Origin of the sequence: Luteibacter sp., assembly GCF_035539195.1 — a bacterium.
Lineage (GTDB): Bacteria > Pseudomonadota > Gammaproteobacteria > Xanthomonadales > Rhodanobacteraceae > Luteibacter.
In genome coordinates, this window is the sequence record NZ_DATLIW010000028.1 from 48,013 (window position 1) to 62,398 (window position 14,386).

Annotated in this window: 14 protein-coding genes; 5 read left to right on the forward strand and 9 right to left on the reverse strand. The window is 64.4% G+C overall.

Translation table 11 applies throughout. The annotated features are described in order from the left end of the window. Positions 1 to 90: 90 nt before the first annotated feature. Entirely contained in the window at positions 91 to 411 is a 321-nt protein-coding gene (gene sugE, locus VM621_RS08865; RefSeq protein WP_325468606.1) for a quaternary ammonium compound efflux SMR transporter SugE, read from the forward strand. 240 nt (positions 412 to 651) lie between these two features. Here the strand turns inward: sugE and phoU are convergent, their stop codons facing one another. The 6 genes from phoU to rnt all read right to left on the reverse strand — a co-directional run bounded on the left by phoU (position 652) and on the right by rnt (position 6,053). Next, complete coding sequence (gene phoU, locus VM621_RS08870; RefSeq protein WP_325468607.1) at positions 652 to 1,368, reverse strand: phosphate signaling complex protein PhoU; 717 nt, start codon at positions 1,366 to 1,368, stop codon at positions 652 to 654. Positions 1,369 to 1,388: 20 nt separating this feature from the next. Beyond that, positions 1,389 to 2,132, reverse strand: a complete 744-nt coding sequence (gene pstB / locus VM621_RS08875; protein WP_325468650.1) for a phosphate ABC transporter ATP-binding protein PstB — start codon at positions 2,130 to 2,132, stop codon at positions 1,389 to 1,391. An 82-nt stretch (positions 2,133 to 2,214) separates the two neighbouring features. Further along, positions 2,215 to 3,084, reverse strand: coding sequence for a phosphate ABC transporter permease PstA (pstA, locus tag VM621_RS08880; protein WP_325468608.1), 870 nt, complete (start codon positions 3,082 to 3,084; stop codon positions 2,215 to 2,217). Beyond that, positions 3,084 to 4,115, reverse strand: a complete 1,032-nt coding sequence (pstC, locus tag VM621_RS08885) for a phosphate ABC transporter permease subunit PstC (RefSeq protein ID WP_325468609.1) — start codon at positions 4,113 to 4,115, stop codon at positions 3,084 to 3,086. Before pstC ends, pstA begins: the two co-directional genes overlap by 1 nt. 113 nt (positions 4,116 to 4,228) lie before the next feature. Further along, entirely contained in the window at positions 4,229 to 5,215 is a 987-nt protein-coding gene (pstS, locus tag VM621_RS08890; protein ID WP_325468651.1) for a phosphate ABC transporter substrate-binding protein PstS, read from the reverse strand. Between the two features lie 178 nt (positions 5,216 to 5,393). Continuing rightward, positions 5,394 to 6,053: a ribonuclease T gene (rnt, locus tag VM621_RS08895; protein ID WP_325468610.1), complete on the reverse strand. Its 660-nt coding sequence runs from the start codon at positions 6,051 to 6,053 to the stop codon at positions 5,394 to 5,396. A gap of 208 nt (positions 6,054 to 6,261) precedes the next feature. Here rnt and VM621_RS08900 point away from each other — a divergent pair, with 208 nt between their 5' ends. From VM621_RS08900 to VM621_RS08915, 4 genes are all read left to right on the forward strand, one after another. Continuing rightward, on the forward strand, positions 6,262 to 7,650 hold the full coding sequence (locus VM621_RS08900; protein ID WP_325468611.1) for a carbohydrate porin: 1,389 nt from the start codon (positions 6,262 to 6,264) through the stop codon (positions 7,648 to 7,650). Positions 7,651 to 7,924: 274 nt separating this feature from the next. Continuing rightward, positions 7,925 to 8,263 carry a hypothetical protein gene (locus tag VM621_RS08905; protein WP_325468612.1) on the forward strand — a complete coding sequence of 113 codons (339 nt, stop codon included), beginning with the start codon at positions 7,925 to 7,927 and terminating at the stop codon, positions 8,261 to 8,263. Positions 8,264 to 8,393: 130 nt separating this feature from the next. Then, entirely contained in the window at positions 8,394 to 9,083 is a 690-nt protein-coding gene (locus VM621_RS08910; RefSeq protein ID WP_325468613.1) for a carbonic anhydrase, read from the forward strand. 15 nt (positions 9,084 to 9,098) lie between these two features. After that, entirely contained in the window at positions 9,099 to 10,616 is a 1,518-nt protein-coding gene (locus tag VM621_RS08915; RefSeq protein ID WP_325468614.1) for a SulP family inorganic anion transporter, read from the forward strand. A gap of 333 nt (positions 10,617 to 10,949) precedes the next feature. Here VM621_RS08915 and nth read toward each other — a convergent pair whose 3' ends face one another. The 3 genes from nth to metG are packed head-to-tail and all read right to left on the reverse strand — an operon-like array spanning position 10,950 to position 14,327. Then, a complete protein-coding gene (nth, locus tag VM621_RS08920; RefSeq protein WP_325468652.1) occupies positions 10,950 to 11,564 on the reverse strand; it encodes an endonuclease III in 615 nt (204 codons plus the stop codon). Between the two features lie 20 nt (positions 11,565 to 11,584). Next, a complete protein-coding gene (locus VM621_RS08925; protein WP_325468615.1) occupies positions 11,585 to 12,193 on the reverse strand; it encodes an RnfABCDGE type electron transport complex subunit B in 609 nt (202 codons plus the stop codon). Between the two features lie 25 nt (positions 12,194 to 12,218). Then, positions 12,219 to 14,327 carry a methionine--tRNA ligase gene (gene metG, locus VM621_RS08930; RefSeq protein WP_325468616.1) on the reverse strand — a complete coding sequence of 703 codons (2,109 nt, stop codon included), beginning with the start codon at positions 14,325 to 14,327 and terminating at the stop codon, positions 12,219 to 12,221. Positions 14,328 to 14,386: the final 59 nt, after the last annotated feature.

Genomic DNA, 14,386 nt, shown 5'->3' on the forward strand with positions numbered 1-14,386 from the left:
AGATCGGCGCAACGCCGGTCTGCCCGTGGGGACGACCCCATGGCGCGCAATATCTCCGCGGGGACGACCCCGCTTCTGCGGAGCCACACCATGTATTGGTTCGTGCTTGTTCTTGCCGGTCTCTTCGAGATCGCCTGGGCCGTTGGCCTGAAATACACCGAGGGCTTCAGCAAGCTCGTCCCCAGCGTGCTTACCGGCGCGGCCATGCTGGTCAGCATCGTGTTGCTGGCGTATGCCACGAAGAAGCTTCCGCTGGGCACCGCCTACGCGGTCTGGACCGGCATCGGTGCGGTCGGTGCCGTCACGCTGGGCATCGTCCTGTTCGGCGAGTCCGCGCAGCCGTTGCGGCTGCTTTGCGTGGGGTTGATCGTGGTCGGGATTCTGGGCCTGAAGCTGACTTCGGCGGGTTGAGGGTTCGCGAGAAGCATCGCCGATGAATCGGCTCCCACACAAAGCCACCCGCCGCTCCATATGCGAGCGGCTTCATGTGCGAGCGGCGCCACGGGAAAGGCTCCATGGAGAAAGGCCCCATCAGGAACGGCGCCATGGGGAAAGGCCCCATGGAAAAGGCCCCATGGAGAAGGCGCCATGGGAAAAGGCGCCATGTGGGAGCCGCTTCAGCGGCGATGGTTACTCGCCGCCGCCTCCAACCTACGGCCGATCGAAATCCGGGTTGGCCGTATTGTCTTTCTTGATCCGCGGTGCGACCAGCGGCTCGCCGTTCACCACGAACCACACGTTCTCCGCGATGTTCGTTGCGTGGTCGCCGATGCGCTCGATGTTCTTCGCCATGAACAGCAGGTGCGTGCACGGCGTGATGTTGCGCGGGTCTTCCATCATGTACGTCAGCAGGGCGCGGAAGACGAGGGTGTATTCCTCGTCCAGGCGTGCATCCGCTTTCCATACTTCGTAGGCGGCCTCGGCGTCCTGCTCGTCGTACGCCTTGAGCACGTCGCGCAGCTCCTGGATAGCGAGCTCGGCGAGATTGGCCAGGCCACCGACCACGGCGATGGGTGCCACGCGGCTGAGTGGAATGGAGCGCTTGGCAACGTTCGCGGCGTAGTCGCCGATCCGCTCGATGTCGGCGGCGATGCGCAGCGCGGCGAACACGTTGCGCAGGTCGCCGGCGATCGGCGCGCGCAGGGCGAGCAGGCGGACGACGTCCTGGCTGATTTCCTGCTCGAGCGCGTCGATCGCCTCGTCGTTGTCGACGACACGCTGCGCGGCGCGCTCGTCCCGGCGCTCGACCACGTCGATGGCGGCCTCGAGCTGGGCAACGGCGAGCTCGCCCATGCGAACGATTTCGCCGGTGAGGCGCTTCAGTTCGTCGTCGTAGCTCTTGATGATGTGCTGGTGCGGAGTGTTCATCGCATGCCTCGGTAGGGGGCTTAGCCGAAACGGCCGGTGATGTAGTCTTCGGTCTGCTTCTTGTTCGGCTTGGTGAAGATCTTCTCGGTGCGGTCGAACTCGATCAGCTCACCCATGTACATGAAGGCGGTCATGTCCGAGCAGCGTGCGGCCTGCTGCATGTTGTGGGTGACGATGACGATGGTGAACTGGCTCTTCAGCTCTTCGACCAACTGCTCGATACGGCTGGTGGCGATCGGATCGAGGGCCGAGGTCGGCTCGTCGAGCAACAGCACTTCCGGCTTCAGCGCGATACCGCGGGCGATGCACAGACGCTGCTGCTGGCCGCCGGAGAGGCCGAGCGCGCTCTGCTTGAGCTTGTCCTTCACTTCGTCCCACAGGGCGGCGCCCCGCAGCGCCTGCTCGACGCGGCCTTCCATGTCGGTGCGGTTGAGGCTTTCATGATGGCGAATGCCGTAGGCCACGTTCTCGAAGATGGTCATCGGGAACGGAACCGGCTTCTGGAACACCATGCCTACCTTGCTGCGCAGGCGATTGAGCGAGTACTTCGGGTCGAGGATGTTCTCGCCGTCGAGCACGATCTCGCCATCGGCGCGCAGGTTCGGGTAGATCGCGTAGATACGATTGAAAATGCGCAGCAGGGTGGACTTGCCGCAACCGGATGGACCGATGATGGCGGTGACCTTCTTCTCCGGCACGTCCATCGCGATGCTCTTCAGCGCGTGGAATTCGCCGTAATAGAAGTTGAGGTCGCGCACGGTCATCTTCGCCGGAGTTTGGCCCAGATCGACCCCGGACTCATGCGGCGAGGTGCCGAAACCCGGTTTGGAGGCGACTTCGTTCATGTTAGTCATGGGACACCTTGGAGCGCGAGAATACGAAGCGGGCGACGAGGCTGAGCGCCAGCACGAACATGGTCAGGACGAACGCGCCGGCCCAGGCGATGGTATTGATGTCCGGGCTCGGATCCTTCGTGTAGTCGTAGATGACCTGCGGCAGGCTCGGCATCTTGTTCAGCGGATTGAACGTCATGAAGTTGTTGCCGAACGCCGTGAGCAGCAGCGGCGCGGTCTCGCCGCTGATACGGGCAAGGGCCAGCAGGACACCGGTGACGATACCCGAGCGCGCGGCACGGATCAGGATCTGCACGGTGAGCTTCCACTGCGGCACGCCGAGCGACAGCGCGGCCTCGCGTAGCGTGCCCGGCACGAGGCGGAGCATTTCGTCGGTGGTGCGGACGATGACGGGCAGGGCGATCAAGGCCAGCGCGATGCCGCCGGCGATACCGGAGAAGGTAACGTCGCCGTTCGTCAGCCACTGCGAAGGCAGGACGATGATCGTATAGACGAACAGGCCCAGGACGATCGACGGTGCCGACAACAGGATGTCGTTGAGGAAGCGGATGGTCGGCCCGAGCCGCGAGCGGCGCGAGTATTCGGCCAGCCATGTCCCCGCCATCACGCCGATCGGCGTGGCGATGAGAATGCCGATGATGTTGAGGATCAGGCTGCCGACCATGGCGTTGGCCAGGCCGCCTTCTTCGCGATAGGCGGTGATCTTGGTGAACAAGGCGGGCTTGAGGCCGGCGATACCCTGGCTCAGGGTTTCCCACAGGATCCAGGCCAGGAAGAGCAGCCCGATGCCGGTGGCGAGCACACTGCAGACCATCGCGACGATGTTCTTGATGCGGCGCTTGGTATAGAGCGAAGCGGACATCAGGTGCCCTCCTTCGAAGCCAGGCGGCGGAGCATGAGGCGGGCGATCAGCAGCACGATGAAGGTGACGACGAAGAGCAGGAAGGCGATCGCCATCAGCGCCGACTTCTGCAGGCCTTCCGCTTCGCCGAACTGGTTGGCGATGGTCGATGCGATGGTGCTGCCGGTTTCGAGGATGGACGGCGTGAACTTGAAGGTATTGCCGATCACGAAGGCCACGGCCATCGTCTCGCCGAGGGCTCGGCCCAGGCCGAGGAAGATGCCGCCGATCACCGCCGTGCGGGTATAGGGCACGACGATGTCCCAGACCACTTCCCAGGTGCTGGAGCCCAGCGCATAGGCGGATTCCTTCAGGCGGGTGGGAACGGTCTGGAAGACTTCGCGCATCACCGAAGAGATGAAGGGGACGATCATCACCGCGAGCACCAGGCCGGCCGTGAAGATGCCGGCACCGAAGAACGGATACTCGCTGGAGAAGAACTTCGCGATGAATGGCACGTGCTGCACCAGCCACGACACCTGGCCGTCCGGCGGCTCGGCGCTGAAGTTGTTCATCAGCCACGGCTTGATGTAGGTGGCGACGAACGGGGCGAAGATGAAGAGGCCCCACATGCCGTAGATGATCGACGGGATGCCGGCGAGCAGTTCGATGGCGGAACTGACCGGACCACGCAACCAGCCGGGCGCGATCTCGGTAAGAAAGAGGGCGATGCCGAAGCTGACCGGCACGGCGAAAACCAGGGCGATGAGGGCGGTGACCACGGTTCCCATGACGGGCACGAGCGCACCGTACTGGTTGTTGGTCGGATCCCATGCCGAGCTGGTGAGGAAGCCCCAGCCGAAGGTGGAGAATGCGTCGCGGCCCAGCCACAGGGTGGAGGCGGCGGCTCCGATCAGGGAGATGAGGACGAGCAGTGCGCAGGCTTTGAGCAGCCCTCCGAACAGGCGGTCGTTGCGCGTATCTCTCGCGTTGCGCGCCGCTTCCTCCGCACGGGCGGTGGTTGGAGCGTTGCTGCTGACGGTCGCATGCATGATGAGTGCGTTTCCCGGGCCTATGCAAAGTTGTGGGTCGCCGCTCCCGAGGGAACGGCGACCCGGTTTCCTACTCTGGGCCGCTTATGTGTCAGCCAGCCTGTCGAGAAGGATCAGTTCTTGTACTCGGCAGCCCAGTAGGCTTCGATCTGCTTGACCAGCGTGTCCGGGAGCGCGACGTAATCGAGCGAGGCGGCCTGCGACTGGCCGTTCTCCATCGACCACTTGAAGAAGTCGAACGCGACCTTGGTGTGCGAGGCGTTCTTGGACTTCTTGTACATGATGATCCAGGTCGTCGCCGTGATCGGCCATGCCTGGTCGCCCGGGGCATTGGTCATGATCAGGTTGAAGTCCTTGGCGTTCTTCCAGTCGGCCGTGGCGGCAGCGGCGGCGAACGTGGTGGCGCTCGGCTCGATCCACTTGCCGGCGGCGTTCTGCAGCTGGGTGTAGGAGATCGCGTTCTTCTTGGCGTAGGCGTACTCGACGTAACCGATCGAGCCCGGGATCTGGCGAACGTACTGCGAGACGCCTTCGTTACCCTTGCCGCCGACGCCGGCCGGCCACTCGACGGCCGTGCCGAACTTGACCTTGGACGCCCACTCCGGGCTGACCTTGGACAGGTAGTTGGTGAAGTTGAACGAGGTGCCCGAACCGTCCGAGCGATGCACGACGGTGACCTTGACGTCCGGAATCTTCACGCCCGGGTTCAGGGCGGCGATGCGCGGATCGCTCCAGCGGGCGATCTTGCCCAGGTAGATGTCGGCGAGGATGGCGCCATCGAGCTTGAGCTGGCCAGCGGCCACGCCCTGCAGGTTGACGATGGGAACGATGCCGCCGACCACGGCCGGGAACTGGCCGAGGCCGAACTTGGCGAGGTCTTCGGCGCTCATCGGAGCGTCGGAGGCGCCGAAATCGATGGTGCCTTCCTTGATCTGGGCGATACCCGCACCCGAACCGACGGACTGGTAGTTCAGCTTATTGCCCGTCTTCTCGGCGTACGTCGCCGACCACTTGGAGAGAACGGGATAGACGAAGCTCGAGCCGGCGCCGGTGATATCGGTGGCCTGAGCGGACATGCCGAACAGCGATGCAGCGATCATCGCGGCGATGCAGAGTTTGCGTGTGAACACGGAGTAGTCCCCTCGGATGAATGAGTGTCAGGCGAAGCCCGCCTGGGGCTGTATTCCAGCCCTGCCGTGTTGCAATGAGACGTACTGAATGTTTCAGCCCGATGACAGCCGCCTTTTTGCTGTCATATTCAGGAACTTACGAACTGTCTCAAACGGCGATCGAGGTCGTCCGATCGCGCTCGAACAGCTCCAGTCGGCGCCAGCGGTTGACGATTTCGCAGAACAGCTCCGCGGTGCGCTCGGCGTCGTAGATGGCCGAGTGCGCCTCGCGGGTATCGAAAGCGAGGCCGGCGGCGAGTACGGCCTTGCTCAGGACGGTCTGCCCATAGGCGAGGCCGCCCAGCGTGGCGGTGTCGAAGCAGCTGAAGGGATGGAACGGGTTGCGCTTGTGGCCGACCCGGCGCACCGCCGCATTAAGGAAGGCAAGGTCGAAGGCGGCGTTATGGCCGACCAGCACGGCGCGTTGGCACTCGGCGGCTTTCACCGCCTCGCGCACCGCGTGGAAGATGTGGTCCAAGGCCTGGCGTTCGGGCAGGGCGCCACGGAACGGGTGGTCCGGGTCGATACCGGTCACTTCCAGGGAACGCGGATCGATGTTGGCGCCCGGAAAGGGCTCCACGTTTGCCGCCACGGCGGGCTGCGGCACGAGGAGGCCGGAGGGCTCCATCTTGACCGCGACCACCGCGATTTCCAGGAGCGCGTCCCGTTCGGCGTCGAAACCACCGGTCTCGACATCCACGATCACGGGAAGGAAGCCCCTGAACCGCCCGGCCATCGCCGTCGCGGTGCTGTTACTCGTCGTATCCATGCGTGAAGGATATCAGCCCGGGGCGGTGTGAGGCGCTCGCGTTAAGCGGATGTGCTCGTGTCGTCAATCTGTAACAAAAAAGGCATGGAACGGTAAAGGCGACGGCTCATCCTTCGCGCCGTTGGCCCCGCTTGAGGTTTTTCGGACAGAAATATCTCAGGAGGGGGACAGGGGAAAACACTTAATCCATACCTAGCGGAGAAATCCCATGCGTTCCAAGTTGCTCACGGTGGCCATCGCTGCCGGTCTGGGCGTGACGAGCTTCTCGGCCCTCGCCGCGACTTCCAAGTCGCAGCAGCAGCCGGCCCGTGTCACGGTCGACGCCGCCACCCTTCAGCAGCTGCAGGCGCAGCTGGCCGCGCTCCAGGCCCAGGTCGCCGACCTCCAGGCCAAGCAGGAAGCCCAGGCCGACGCCCAGGTCGAAACGGCCAAGGCCGTCAACGACGTCCAGGTCGCCGCTACCAAGCCGACCGACGAACTGGCGAAGAAGCTCGACGCGCTGAACAAGATCGTCGACAACACGAAGATCGGCGGCACGATGTTCTTCGATGCGACCCACCAGTCGCACGACGAGAAGGTCGGTGCGGGCCAGAATATCAAGAAAGACGGCCACGGCTCGACCAACGGCACCGGCTTCGACGTCAAGCGTTTCTACCTGACGGTCGACCACAAGTTCAACGACATCTGGTCGGCCAACCTGACCACCGACTTCAGCTACCAGTCGACCTTGTCGTCGACCAGCCTGTTCGTGAAGAAGGCCTACGTGCAGGGCAAGTTCGATCCGCTCTTCACCGTCCGCTTCGGTGCGGCCGACATGCCCTGGATCCCGTTCGTCGAAAAGTGGTACGGCTACCGCTACGTCGAGAACACCATCACCGACCGTTCGTTCGAAGGTGGTCGTAGCGGTGGTACCGCAACCGCCGGCGGCGTCGGTGCTTTCGGCAACTCGTCCGACTGGGGTGTCCACGCTCTTGGCGCGACGACCGGCGACAACTCGATCAACTACCAGGTGTCCGTGGTCAATGGTCGCGGCTACCGCAACCTGAGCCGTTCGAACAGCGTCGATACCGAAGCGCGCTTCGGCTACTCGCCGATCGAGCAGATGGTTATCGCCGTCGGCGGTTACTCCGGCAAGCGCGGTAACGACACCCAGGGCGGTGCTCCGACCCGTACGGCGACCCGCGGCGACGCCCTCGTGGCCTGGCGCGACTCGACCTGGGGTGCGGGTGTGGAATATTTCCACTCCTCGAACTGGGACGACATCCTGAAGTACGCCGGTACGGGCCCGGGCGTGGGCGCGGCGGCGGGCACGACCAAGGACAAGGCCGACGGTTACTCGGCATGGGCTGACTGGCACTTCTATGACCAGTGGGCTGTCTTCGCTCGTTACGACAACCTCGATTACAAGTACAACAACCTTGTCCAGGTCGAAGAGAAGATCAAGGACAAGTACTACAACGCCGGCGTCTCGTACGACGTGCTGAAGAATCTGAAGCTGGCGCTCGTCTACAAGCACAACAAGCTGGACGGCCCCTACGCAACCCCGTACCACTACAAGACCAACGAAGTGGGCTTCTGGGGCATGCTTAGCTTCTAACGAGCATCGGAACGGAGTTCTCCTCAAGGACGAACAAAACGGCGGGCGCAAGCCCGCCGTTTTTCTTTGTGTTGCGAATAGTCTCAGGCGGGTGAATCCCGTCCGGACGTCCAAATGCTGAACCGTCGTAGCGATAATTTCCTTTGAGAATCGGCGCGAGCCCTTGGCGCCCAAGGCCTTCGCGCTGGAAAGGCGTACAAGTCTGAATCTGCTGCACCGCCGCACTTGCGGTTGCCACGATGCCTCGCGTAGGTTCGGCGCCATGGGTACGTCGATGACATCCTCCTTGCGCCGCTTCGCGAACACGATTTTCGTGTTCCTCGCGTTGTTCGTCGCTTGCGTCGGTGTCCAAGCCGAACCCTGCACCTCTGCCACGGATCACCCGGCCGGCGTCGAGTTGTTGGCCCTGGCGGCCGACGACGCCTCCCAGTCGGCAGATGACGACGCCCTGCCTTCGCTCGAAGACAACAGCGGCAGCCTTGACGACACCTTCGACGTGCCACCCGAGCACGCGCTGGCCGTGCCGCGCCTTGCGGCCGCCGGTCACCCGAGCGTCGCCCCGGCGCCGCACGCGCATCACCCCAGTCTCGACCTGCGTCCTCCCATCGCCTGATCGAGCCCGCGCACGCGTTCTGCGTGCGCCCCGTGACACCTCCTATCAATGTCCCGCGCGCCGGTACGAGCCGGCCGCCAGCGAGCGTGCGCGCTCGCCACCTTATCCTCGCCACAGAGAGAGCATCGCCATGGAACGTCTCATCCAGGGTTTCGAAGAATTCCGTCGTGACATGACCTCGGAGCATCGCGAGCTGTTCGCCCGCCTTGCGTCCGTCCAGACGCCGCACACCATGTTCATCACCTGCGCGGATTCGCGCATCATGCCGGAGCTGATGTTCAACGCTCAGCCGGGCGACCTGTTCGTGTACCGCAACGTCGGCAACATCGTCCCTCCCTATGCGCAGCACGTGAGCGGTGTCGTGGCCGCCATCGAGTACGCGGTCACCGCGCTCAACGTCCAGCACATCGTCATCTGCGGTCATTCCGACTGCGGCGCCATGAAGGCGCTGCAGAATCCGGCCGCGCTGCGGGGTAAGCCATCCGTGGAGCAGTGGCTCAAGCACGCCGACGTGGCCCGCTACGTGGTCGAGAAGAACCGCCCGACCATCCATGGCGCCGAAGGTCTGCGTTACCTCACCGAGGAAAACGTGGTCGGACAACTGGAGAACATGCGCACCTTGCCTGCCGTCGCCGCCGCCATGGCCAACGGCAGCCTGCGTATCCACGGCTGGATCTATGACATCGCCAAGACGGAGATCACCGCCTTCGATCCGATCGAAGGGCGCTTCCGCCCGCTGGATTCGAGCGACGCCAACGTGCCGGACGCCACGCCGCACGCGCGCTTCTCGATCCCGCAGCCGGTCGCGTCCGCCGCTTAACTCAGGAAGCTTTTCATGCGCGCTTATTTTTCCCAGGGCCTGTTTGGCCGCGACCTCCTCGGATCGGTGGTCGTTTTTCTTGTCGCTCTGCCGTTGTGCATGGGTATCGCGATCGCCTCGGGCATGCCGCCCAGCGCAGGACTGATAACCGGCATCGTCGGTGGTCTTATCGTAGGTGCCATCGCCGGCTCGCCGCTTCAGGTCAGCGGGCCGGCGGCCGGCCTCGCGGTCCTGGTGTTCGAACTGGTGCGTGAGCACGGCGTGGCCGCCCTCGGCCCCGTCGTGCTGCTGGCCGGCCTGATCCAGGTCGTCGCCGGCCTGTGCAAGGTGGGCGTATGGTTCCGCATGACCTCGCCGGCCGTCGTGGCCGGCATGTTGTCCGGCATCGGTATCCTCATCGTGGCGTCGCAGTCGCATGTGCTGCTCGATGCCATTCCCAAGGCGCGTGGCCTGGAGAACTTCGCGGCGCTTCCCGCGGCGGCGTGGGAATCGGTGACCGGCGCCGCCGAAGGGCAGGCACCGGCTGCTCTGCTGATCGGCCTGGGCACCATTGCCATCATGCTGTTCTGGGAAAAGCTGCGGCCCGCGAAGCTGCGCTTCGTTCCTGGCGCGTTGCTCGCCGTGGTCGCCATGACGGCCGCCGCGCAGTTCGGCGGCTTCGACGTCAAGCGCGTGGACGTGCCGGCCAACCTCTTTGCGGCAGTGAGCCTGCCAAGCATGGGCAGCTTGTTCGGCCTGTTCGATTCGTCGTTGTTGATCGCGGCGGTCACCTTCGCCTTCATCGCCAGTGCGGAAACGCTGCTCTCGGCGGCAGCGGTCGATCGCATGCACCAAGGCGTTCGCACCAACTACGACCGTGAGCTCGCCGCGCAGGGCGTGGGCAACATGATCTGCGGCTTCCTCGGCGCGTTGCCGATGACCGGTGTGATCGTGCGTAGCGCGGCGAACGTGCAAGCAGGTTCGGCGACGCGCATGGCGACGATTCTGCATGGTGCCTGGCTGCTGGCCTTTGTCATGTTGCTGCCCTGGCTCATGCGGATGACCCCGGTGTCGTGCCTGGCCGGTATCCTGGTCTACACCGGTGTAAAGATGGTCAACCCGAAGCAGATCAAGGACCTCGCCGCCTACGGCAAGGGCACGGCGGCCGTCTACGTCGCTACCACCGTGGCCATCGTCGCCACCGACCTGCTCACCGGGGTCATCGTCGGGTTTGGTCTCTCGCTCTTCCGCCTCGCGCTGCTCTCGTCGAAGATGCGCATGGACGTGGAACACCACGACGAGCCGGGCAAGGCCACCCTGCATTTGGAAGGTTCGGCCACCTTCCTGAAAGTGCCGAGCATGGCCCGCACATTGGCCACGGTGCCGCCGAACACGCGCCTGAGCGTCGTGATGGATCGATTGCAGCACGTGGACCAGGCGTCGCTGGAGTTACTGCGCGAGTGGGGGCAGAACGCCTCCAAGCGAGGTTGCGAACTGATCGTCGACTGGAAGGAACTGAACCGGCGCGTCGAGGGCTCTCGGCAGGCCGCCTAGTGCAGGAGCGCTTCACTGTGGGAGTTGCCTCACTGTGGGAGCTGCCACACTGTGGAGCCGCCACACTGTGGAGCAACTCCATTGTGGGAGCTGCGTGCTTCATTGTGGGAGCCGCTTCAGCGGCGATGCTTGCTTGCCGAAGCCCCGCTCGCGGCCGCGTTATCGCCGGCGTAGCCGGCTCCCACAGGGTGCCGGCTCACAAAGGGTGCCGGCTTCCACAGGGTGCCGGCTCACAAAGGGTGCCGGCTCCCACAGGATACCGGCTCCCACAGGATACCGGCTCACAAAGGGCCGTTGCTCATGCGAAGCCGGCCCCTCACCGCGCTGCGGGTATCAGTCCGGCTTCGTCTTGTGCTTGTAGGCGCACAGATCGACGATCGCGCAGTTCGGGCACTCGGGCTTGCGCGCCTTGCACACGTAACGCCCGTGCAGGATCAGCCAGTGATGCGCGTCCTGGATGAACTCCTTCGGGATCACCTTTTCCAGCTTGTCTTCGACTTTGCGCACATCGGCACCGGGCGCAAGACCGGTGCGATTGGCGACGCGGAAAATATGCGTGTCGACCGCGATCGTGGGCTGGCCGAAGGCGGTGTTGAGCACCACGTTCGCGGTCTTTCGCCCGACCCCGGGCAGGGCTTCGAGGGCCTCGCGTGTCTGCGGGACCTCGCCGTTGTAGCGGTCGACGAGGATCCGGCTCATGGCGATCAGGTTCTTCGCCTTGTTGTTGTAGAGCCCGATGCTGCTGATGTAGGTCTTGAGCTTATCGAGGCCGAGATCGAGGATCTCCTGCGCGGTGTTCGCCACGGGAAAGAGTTTGCGCGTGGCCTTGTTCACGCCCACGTCGGTAGCCTGCGCCGAGAGCGCTACGGCGGACAGCAACTCGAATGGCGTCGTGTAGTCGAGTTCGGTTTTCGGGTGCGGGTTCAGTTCGCGAAGGCGGCTGAACATCTCGACCACGTCGGCCTTCTTCACGGAGTGTCCTTCTTTCGTGCCTTGGCGCGCGCGATGGCTTCGAGCACGGCGTTGCGTGCGGTGGGTGCGGCGACGTCGTTCTTGCTCGTGGCCAGCTGTGCCTCGCGTGCGGCGCGCTCGCGGCCCAGGCGCGCTTCACGACGGACGAAGTGACGGCGTGCGGCGTCGGCGTGGCCGCGATCGTCCGCCTGTGCAAGCGGCATTGGATCCAGCGTGATGCAATCGACCGGACACGCAGGAACGCACAGTTCGCAGCCGGTGCACAGGTCGTCGATCACGGCGTGCATCATCTTCGCCGCGCCGACGATGGCGTCGACAGGACAGGCCTGGATGCATTTGGTGCAGCCGATGCAGTCCGCTTCGATCACGCGTGCCAGCGTCCGCGGCTTTTCGATGCCGCGCGAGGTGTCCAACGGCACCATCGGACGATCGAGCAGGGCGGCCAGGCGTGCGATGCCGGCGCGCCCGCCGGGCGGGCAGCGATCGATCCCGGCATCGCCGGCGGCGATGGCCTCCGCGTACGGGCGACAGCCATGGAAACCGCACTGCTCGCATTGGGTCTGCGGGAGCAGCGCGTCGATCGTCTCGGCGAGCGTTGGCGTCATGGCTGGCGCGTAGTCGAGCGGTGGATCAGCGGACGGTGGCGCCCGGTGCCGCGCCCTGGTCGGCATCGAGCAGGAACAGGTCGGCGCCGCCGTCGCCCGCGGAGAGGATCATGCCTTCGGACAGGCCGAAGCGCATCTTGCGCGGCGCGAGGTTGGCTATGAAGACCACGTTGCGACCCACCAGCTTTTCTGGCTCGCCGTAAGCGGCGCGAATGCCGGAGAAGATCTGACGCTTGCCGAGGGGACCGCCGTCGAGTTCGAACCGCAGCAGCTTGTCGGAGCCCTCGACGAACTCGCAGGCGAGTACCTTGCCGATGCGCAGGTCGAGCTTGGCGAAGTCGTCGATCGAAATGGTGGCGGCCGTGTCGGCGGCGGGGGTGGTATCGGTCATGGGCTGGGAAGCTTCTTTGGATTTGAACGGTTTCTTGGTGGCCGGTGCATTGGCCTTCGCCTGCTCGGCGGGGGTCAACGACTCTTTCGACCCCTCGACCATCGCTTCGATCCTCTTCGGATCGAGACGGCCGAACAGCGGCGAGAATGCGTTGACCGTGTGTCCGTGCAGTTCGCGTCGGGCGTCGGCGAAGTCCGCGATCGGTGCGCCGAGGAAGGTTTCGGCGGCGGCGACCGTGGTCGGCAGGATGGGCTTGAGCATGCCCGACAGCAGGCGGAACGCGTTGATCGCGAACGAGCAGACCTGCTGCAACTCCTCGCGGCGTGATTCGTCCTTGGCGATCACCCATGGCGCCTTGGCCGCGATGTAGCCGTTCACGGCATCGGACATGGCAACGAACCGGCGGGAGACTTCCGCGAATTCGTCCGCTTCGTAGACGGCTTCGATGCCGTCGTACTGGGCAAGCAGGTCGCGCCAGATCGCGGCGGCCTCGTCGTCGAATCGATCGGCCAGCTTGCCCGCGAAGTGGGTGTGCAGGAATCCGGCGGTGCGACTGGCGATGTTCGCCCACTTGCCGACGAGGTGCGAGTTGACCCGTTCTTCGAAGGACTTGAGGTCGAGGTCGACATCGACCGGCGTGGCGCTGAGCATGGTCGCGAAGTAATAGCGCAGCGCTTCCGGATCCAGGCCCGATGCGAGATATGTGCGCGCCTGGATGAAGGTGCCACGCGACTTCGACATCTTCGCGCCGTTGACGGTCAGGTAACCGTTGACGTGCAGCGCCGTCGGCACGCGCATCCGCGCGCCATGCAACATCGCCGGCCAGAACAGCCCGTGGAAGTTGATGATGTCCTTGCCGATGAAGTGGTGCATCTCGGCCGTGCTGTCGGGGCCGAGGAAATCGTCGAAGCGCAGGTCCGTGCGATCGCACAGCGCCTTGAACGAGGCGAGATAGCCTACCGGCGCGTCGAGCCACACGTAGAAGAACTTGCCCGGCGCGTCGGGAATGGGAAAGCCGAAATAGGGCGCGTCGCGTGAGATGTCCCAGTCGCGCAGGCCGCCGTCGAGCCACTCGGCGAGTTTTGCCGACACGCTGCTGTGCGCCACGGCCTTGCCACCGGTGAGCTTGCCGGCGAACCAGTCACGCAGCAGTTGCTCGAACTTGCCCAGTTCGAAGAAGTAGTGCTCGGAGTCGCGCAGGATCGGCGTGGCGCCGGACATCACCGAATACGGGTTGATCAGGTCGGTGGGCGCATAGGTGGCGCCGCAGTTCTCGCAGTTGTCGCCGTACTGGTCGGGCGTGCCGCAATTCGGGCAGGTGCCCTTGATGTAGCGGTCCGGCAGGAACATGTCGCGCTCGGGATCGTACAGCTGCTGGATGTCGCGACGGGCGATGTAGCCGGCGTCGCGCAGGCGAGTGTAGATCGCGGTCGCGAGTTCGCGATTCTCGGGCGAGTGCGTGGTGTGGTACTGGTCGTAGCTGAAGTGGAAGTCGGTGAAGTCCGCTTCGTGACCGGCACGTATGTCCGCGATGTAGGCGTCGGGCGTCTTACCGACCTTCTCGGCGGCGAGCATGATCGGCGTGCCGTGGGCGTCTTCACCGGCGACATACCAGACCTCGTTGCCCTGCATTCGTTGCGCCCGCGCCCAGATGTCGGCCTGGATATAGCCGAGCATGTGGCCCAGGTGCAGCGGGCCATTGGCGTAGGGGAGGGCGTTCGTTACGAGGATGCGGCGGGCCATGATTCGCGCGGTCGGCTGATGGACCGGGGATTATGGCATGTGGGGCCAATGGGAGCCGC

Coding starts and splice junctions, on each gene's coding strand:
- sugE (WP_325468606.1), top strand. CDS start 91: ATGTATTGGTTCGTGCTTGTTCTTGCCGGTCTCTTCGAGATCGCCTGG.
- phoU (WP_325468607.1), bottom strand. CDS start 1,368: ATGAACACTCCGCACCAGCACATCATCAAGAGCTACGACGACGAACTG.
- pstB (WP_325468650.1), bottom strand. CDS start 2,132: ATGACCGTGCGCGACCTCAACTTCTATTACGGCGAATTCCACGCGCTG.
- pstA (WP_325468608.1), bottom strand. CDS start 3,084: ATGTCCGCTTCGCTCTATACCAAGCGCCGCATCAAGAACATCGTCGCG.
- pstC (WP_325468609.1), bottom strand. CDS start 4,115: ATGCATGCGACCGTCAGCAGCAACGCTCCAACCACCGCCCGTGCGGAG.
- pstS (WP_325468651.1), bottom strand. CDS start 5,215: ATGATCGCTGCATCGCTGTTCGGCATGTCCGCTCAGGCCACCGATATC.
- rnt (WP_325468610.1), bottom strand. CDS start 6,053: ATGGATACGACGAGTAACAGCACCGCGACGGCGATGGCCGGGCGGTTC.
- VM621_RS08900 (WP_325468611.1), top strand. CDS start 6,262: ATGCGTTCCAAGTTGCTCACGGTGGCCATCGCTGCCGGTCTGGGCGTG.
- VM621_RS08905 (WP_325468612.1), top strand. CDS start 7,925: ATGACATCCTCCTTGCGCCGCTTCGCGAACACGATTTTCGTGTTCCTC.
- VM621_RS08910 (WP_325468613.1), top strand. CDS start 8,394: ATGGAACGTCTCATCCAGGGTTTCGAAGAATTCCGTCGTGACATGACC.
- VM621_RS08915 (WP_325468614.1), top strand. CDS start 9,099: ATGCGCGCTTATTTTTCCCAGGGCCTGTTTGGCCGCGACCTCCTCGGA.
- nth (WP_325468652.1), bottom strand. CDS start 11,564: ATGTTCAGCCGCCTTCGCGAACTGAACCCGCACCCGAAAACCGAACTC.
- VM621_RS08925 (WP_325468615.1), bottom strand. CDS start 12,193: ATGACGCCAACGCTCGCCGAGACGATCGACGCGCTGCTCCCGCAGACC.
- metG (WP_325468616.1), bottom strand. CDS start 14,327: ATGGCCCGCCGCATCCTCGTAACGAACGCCCTCCCCTACGCCAATGGC.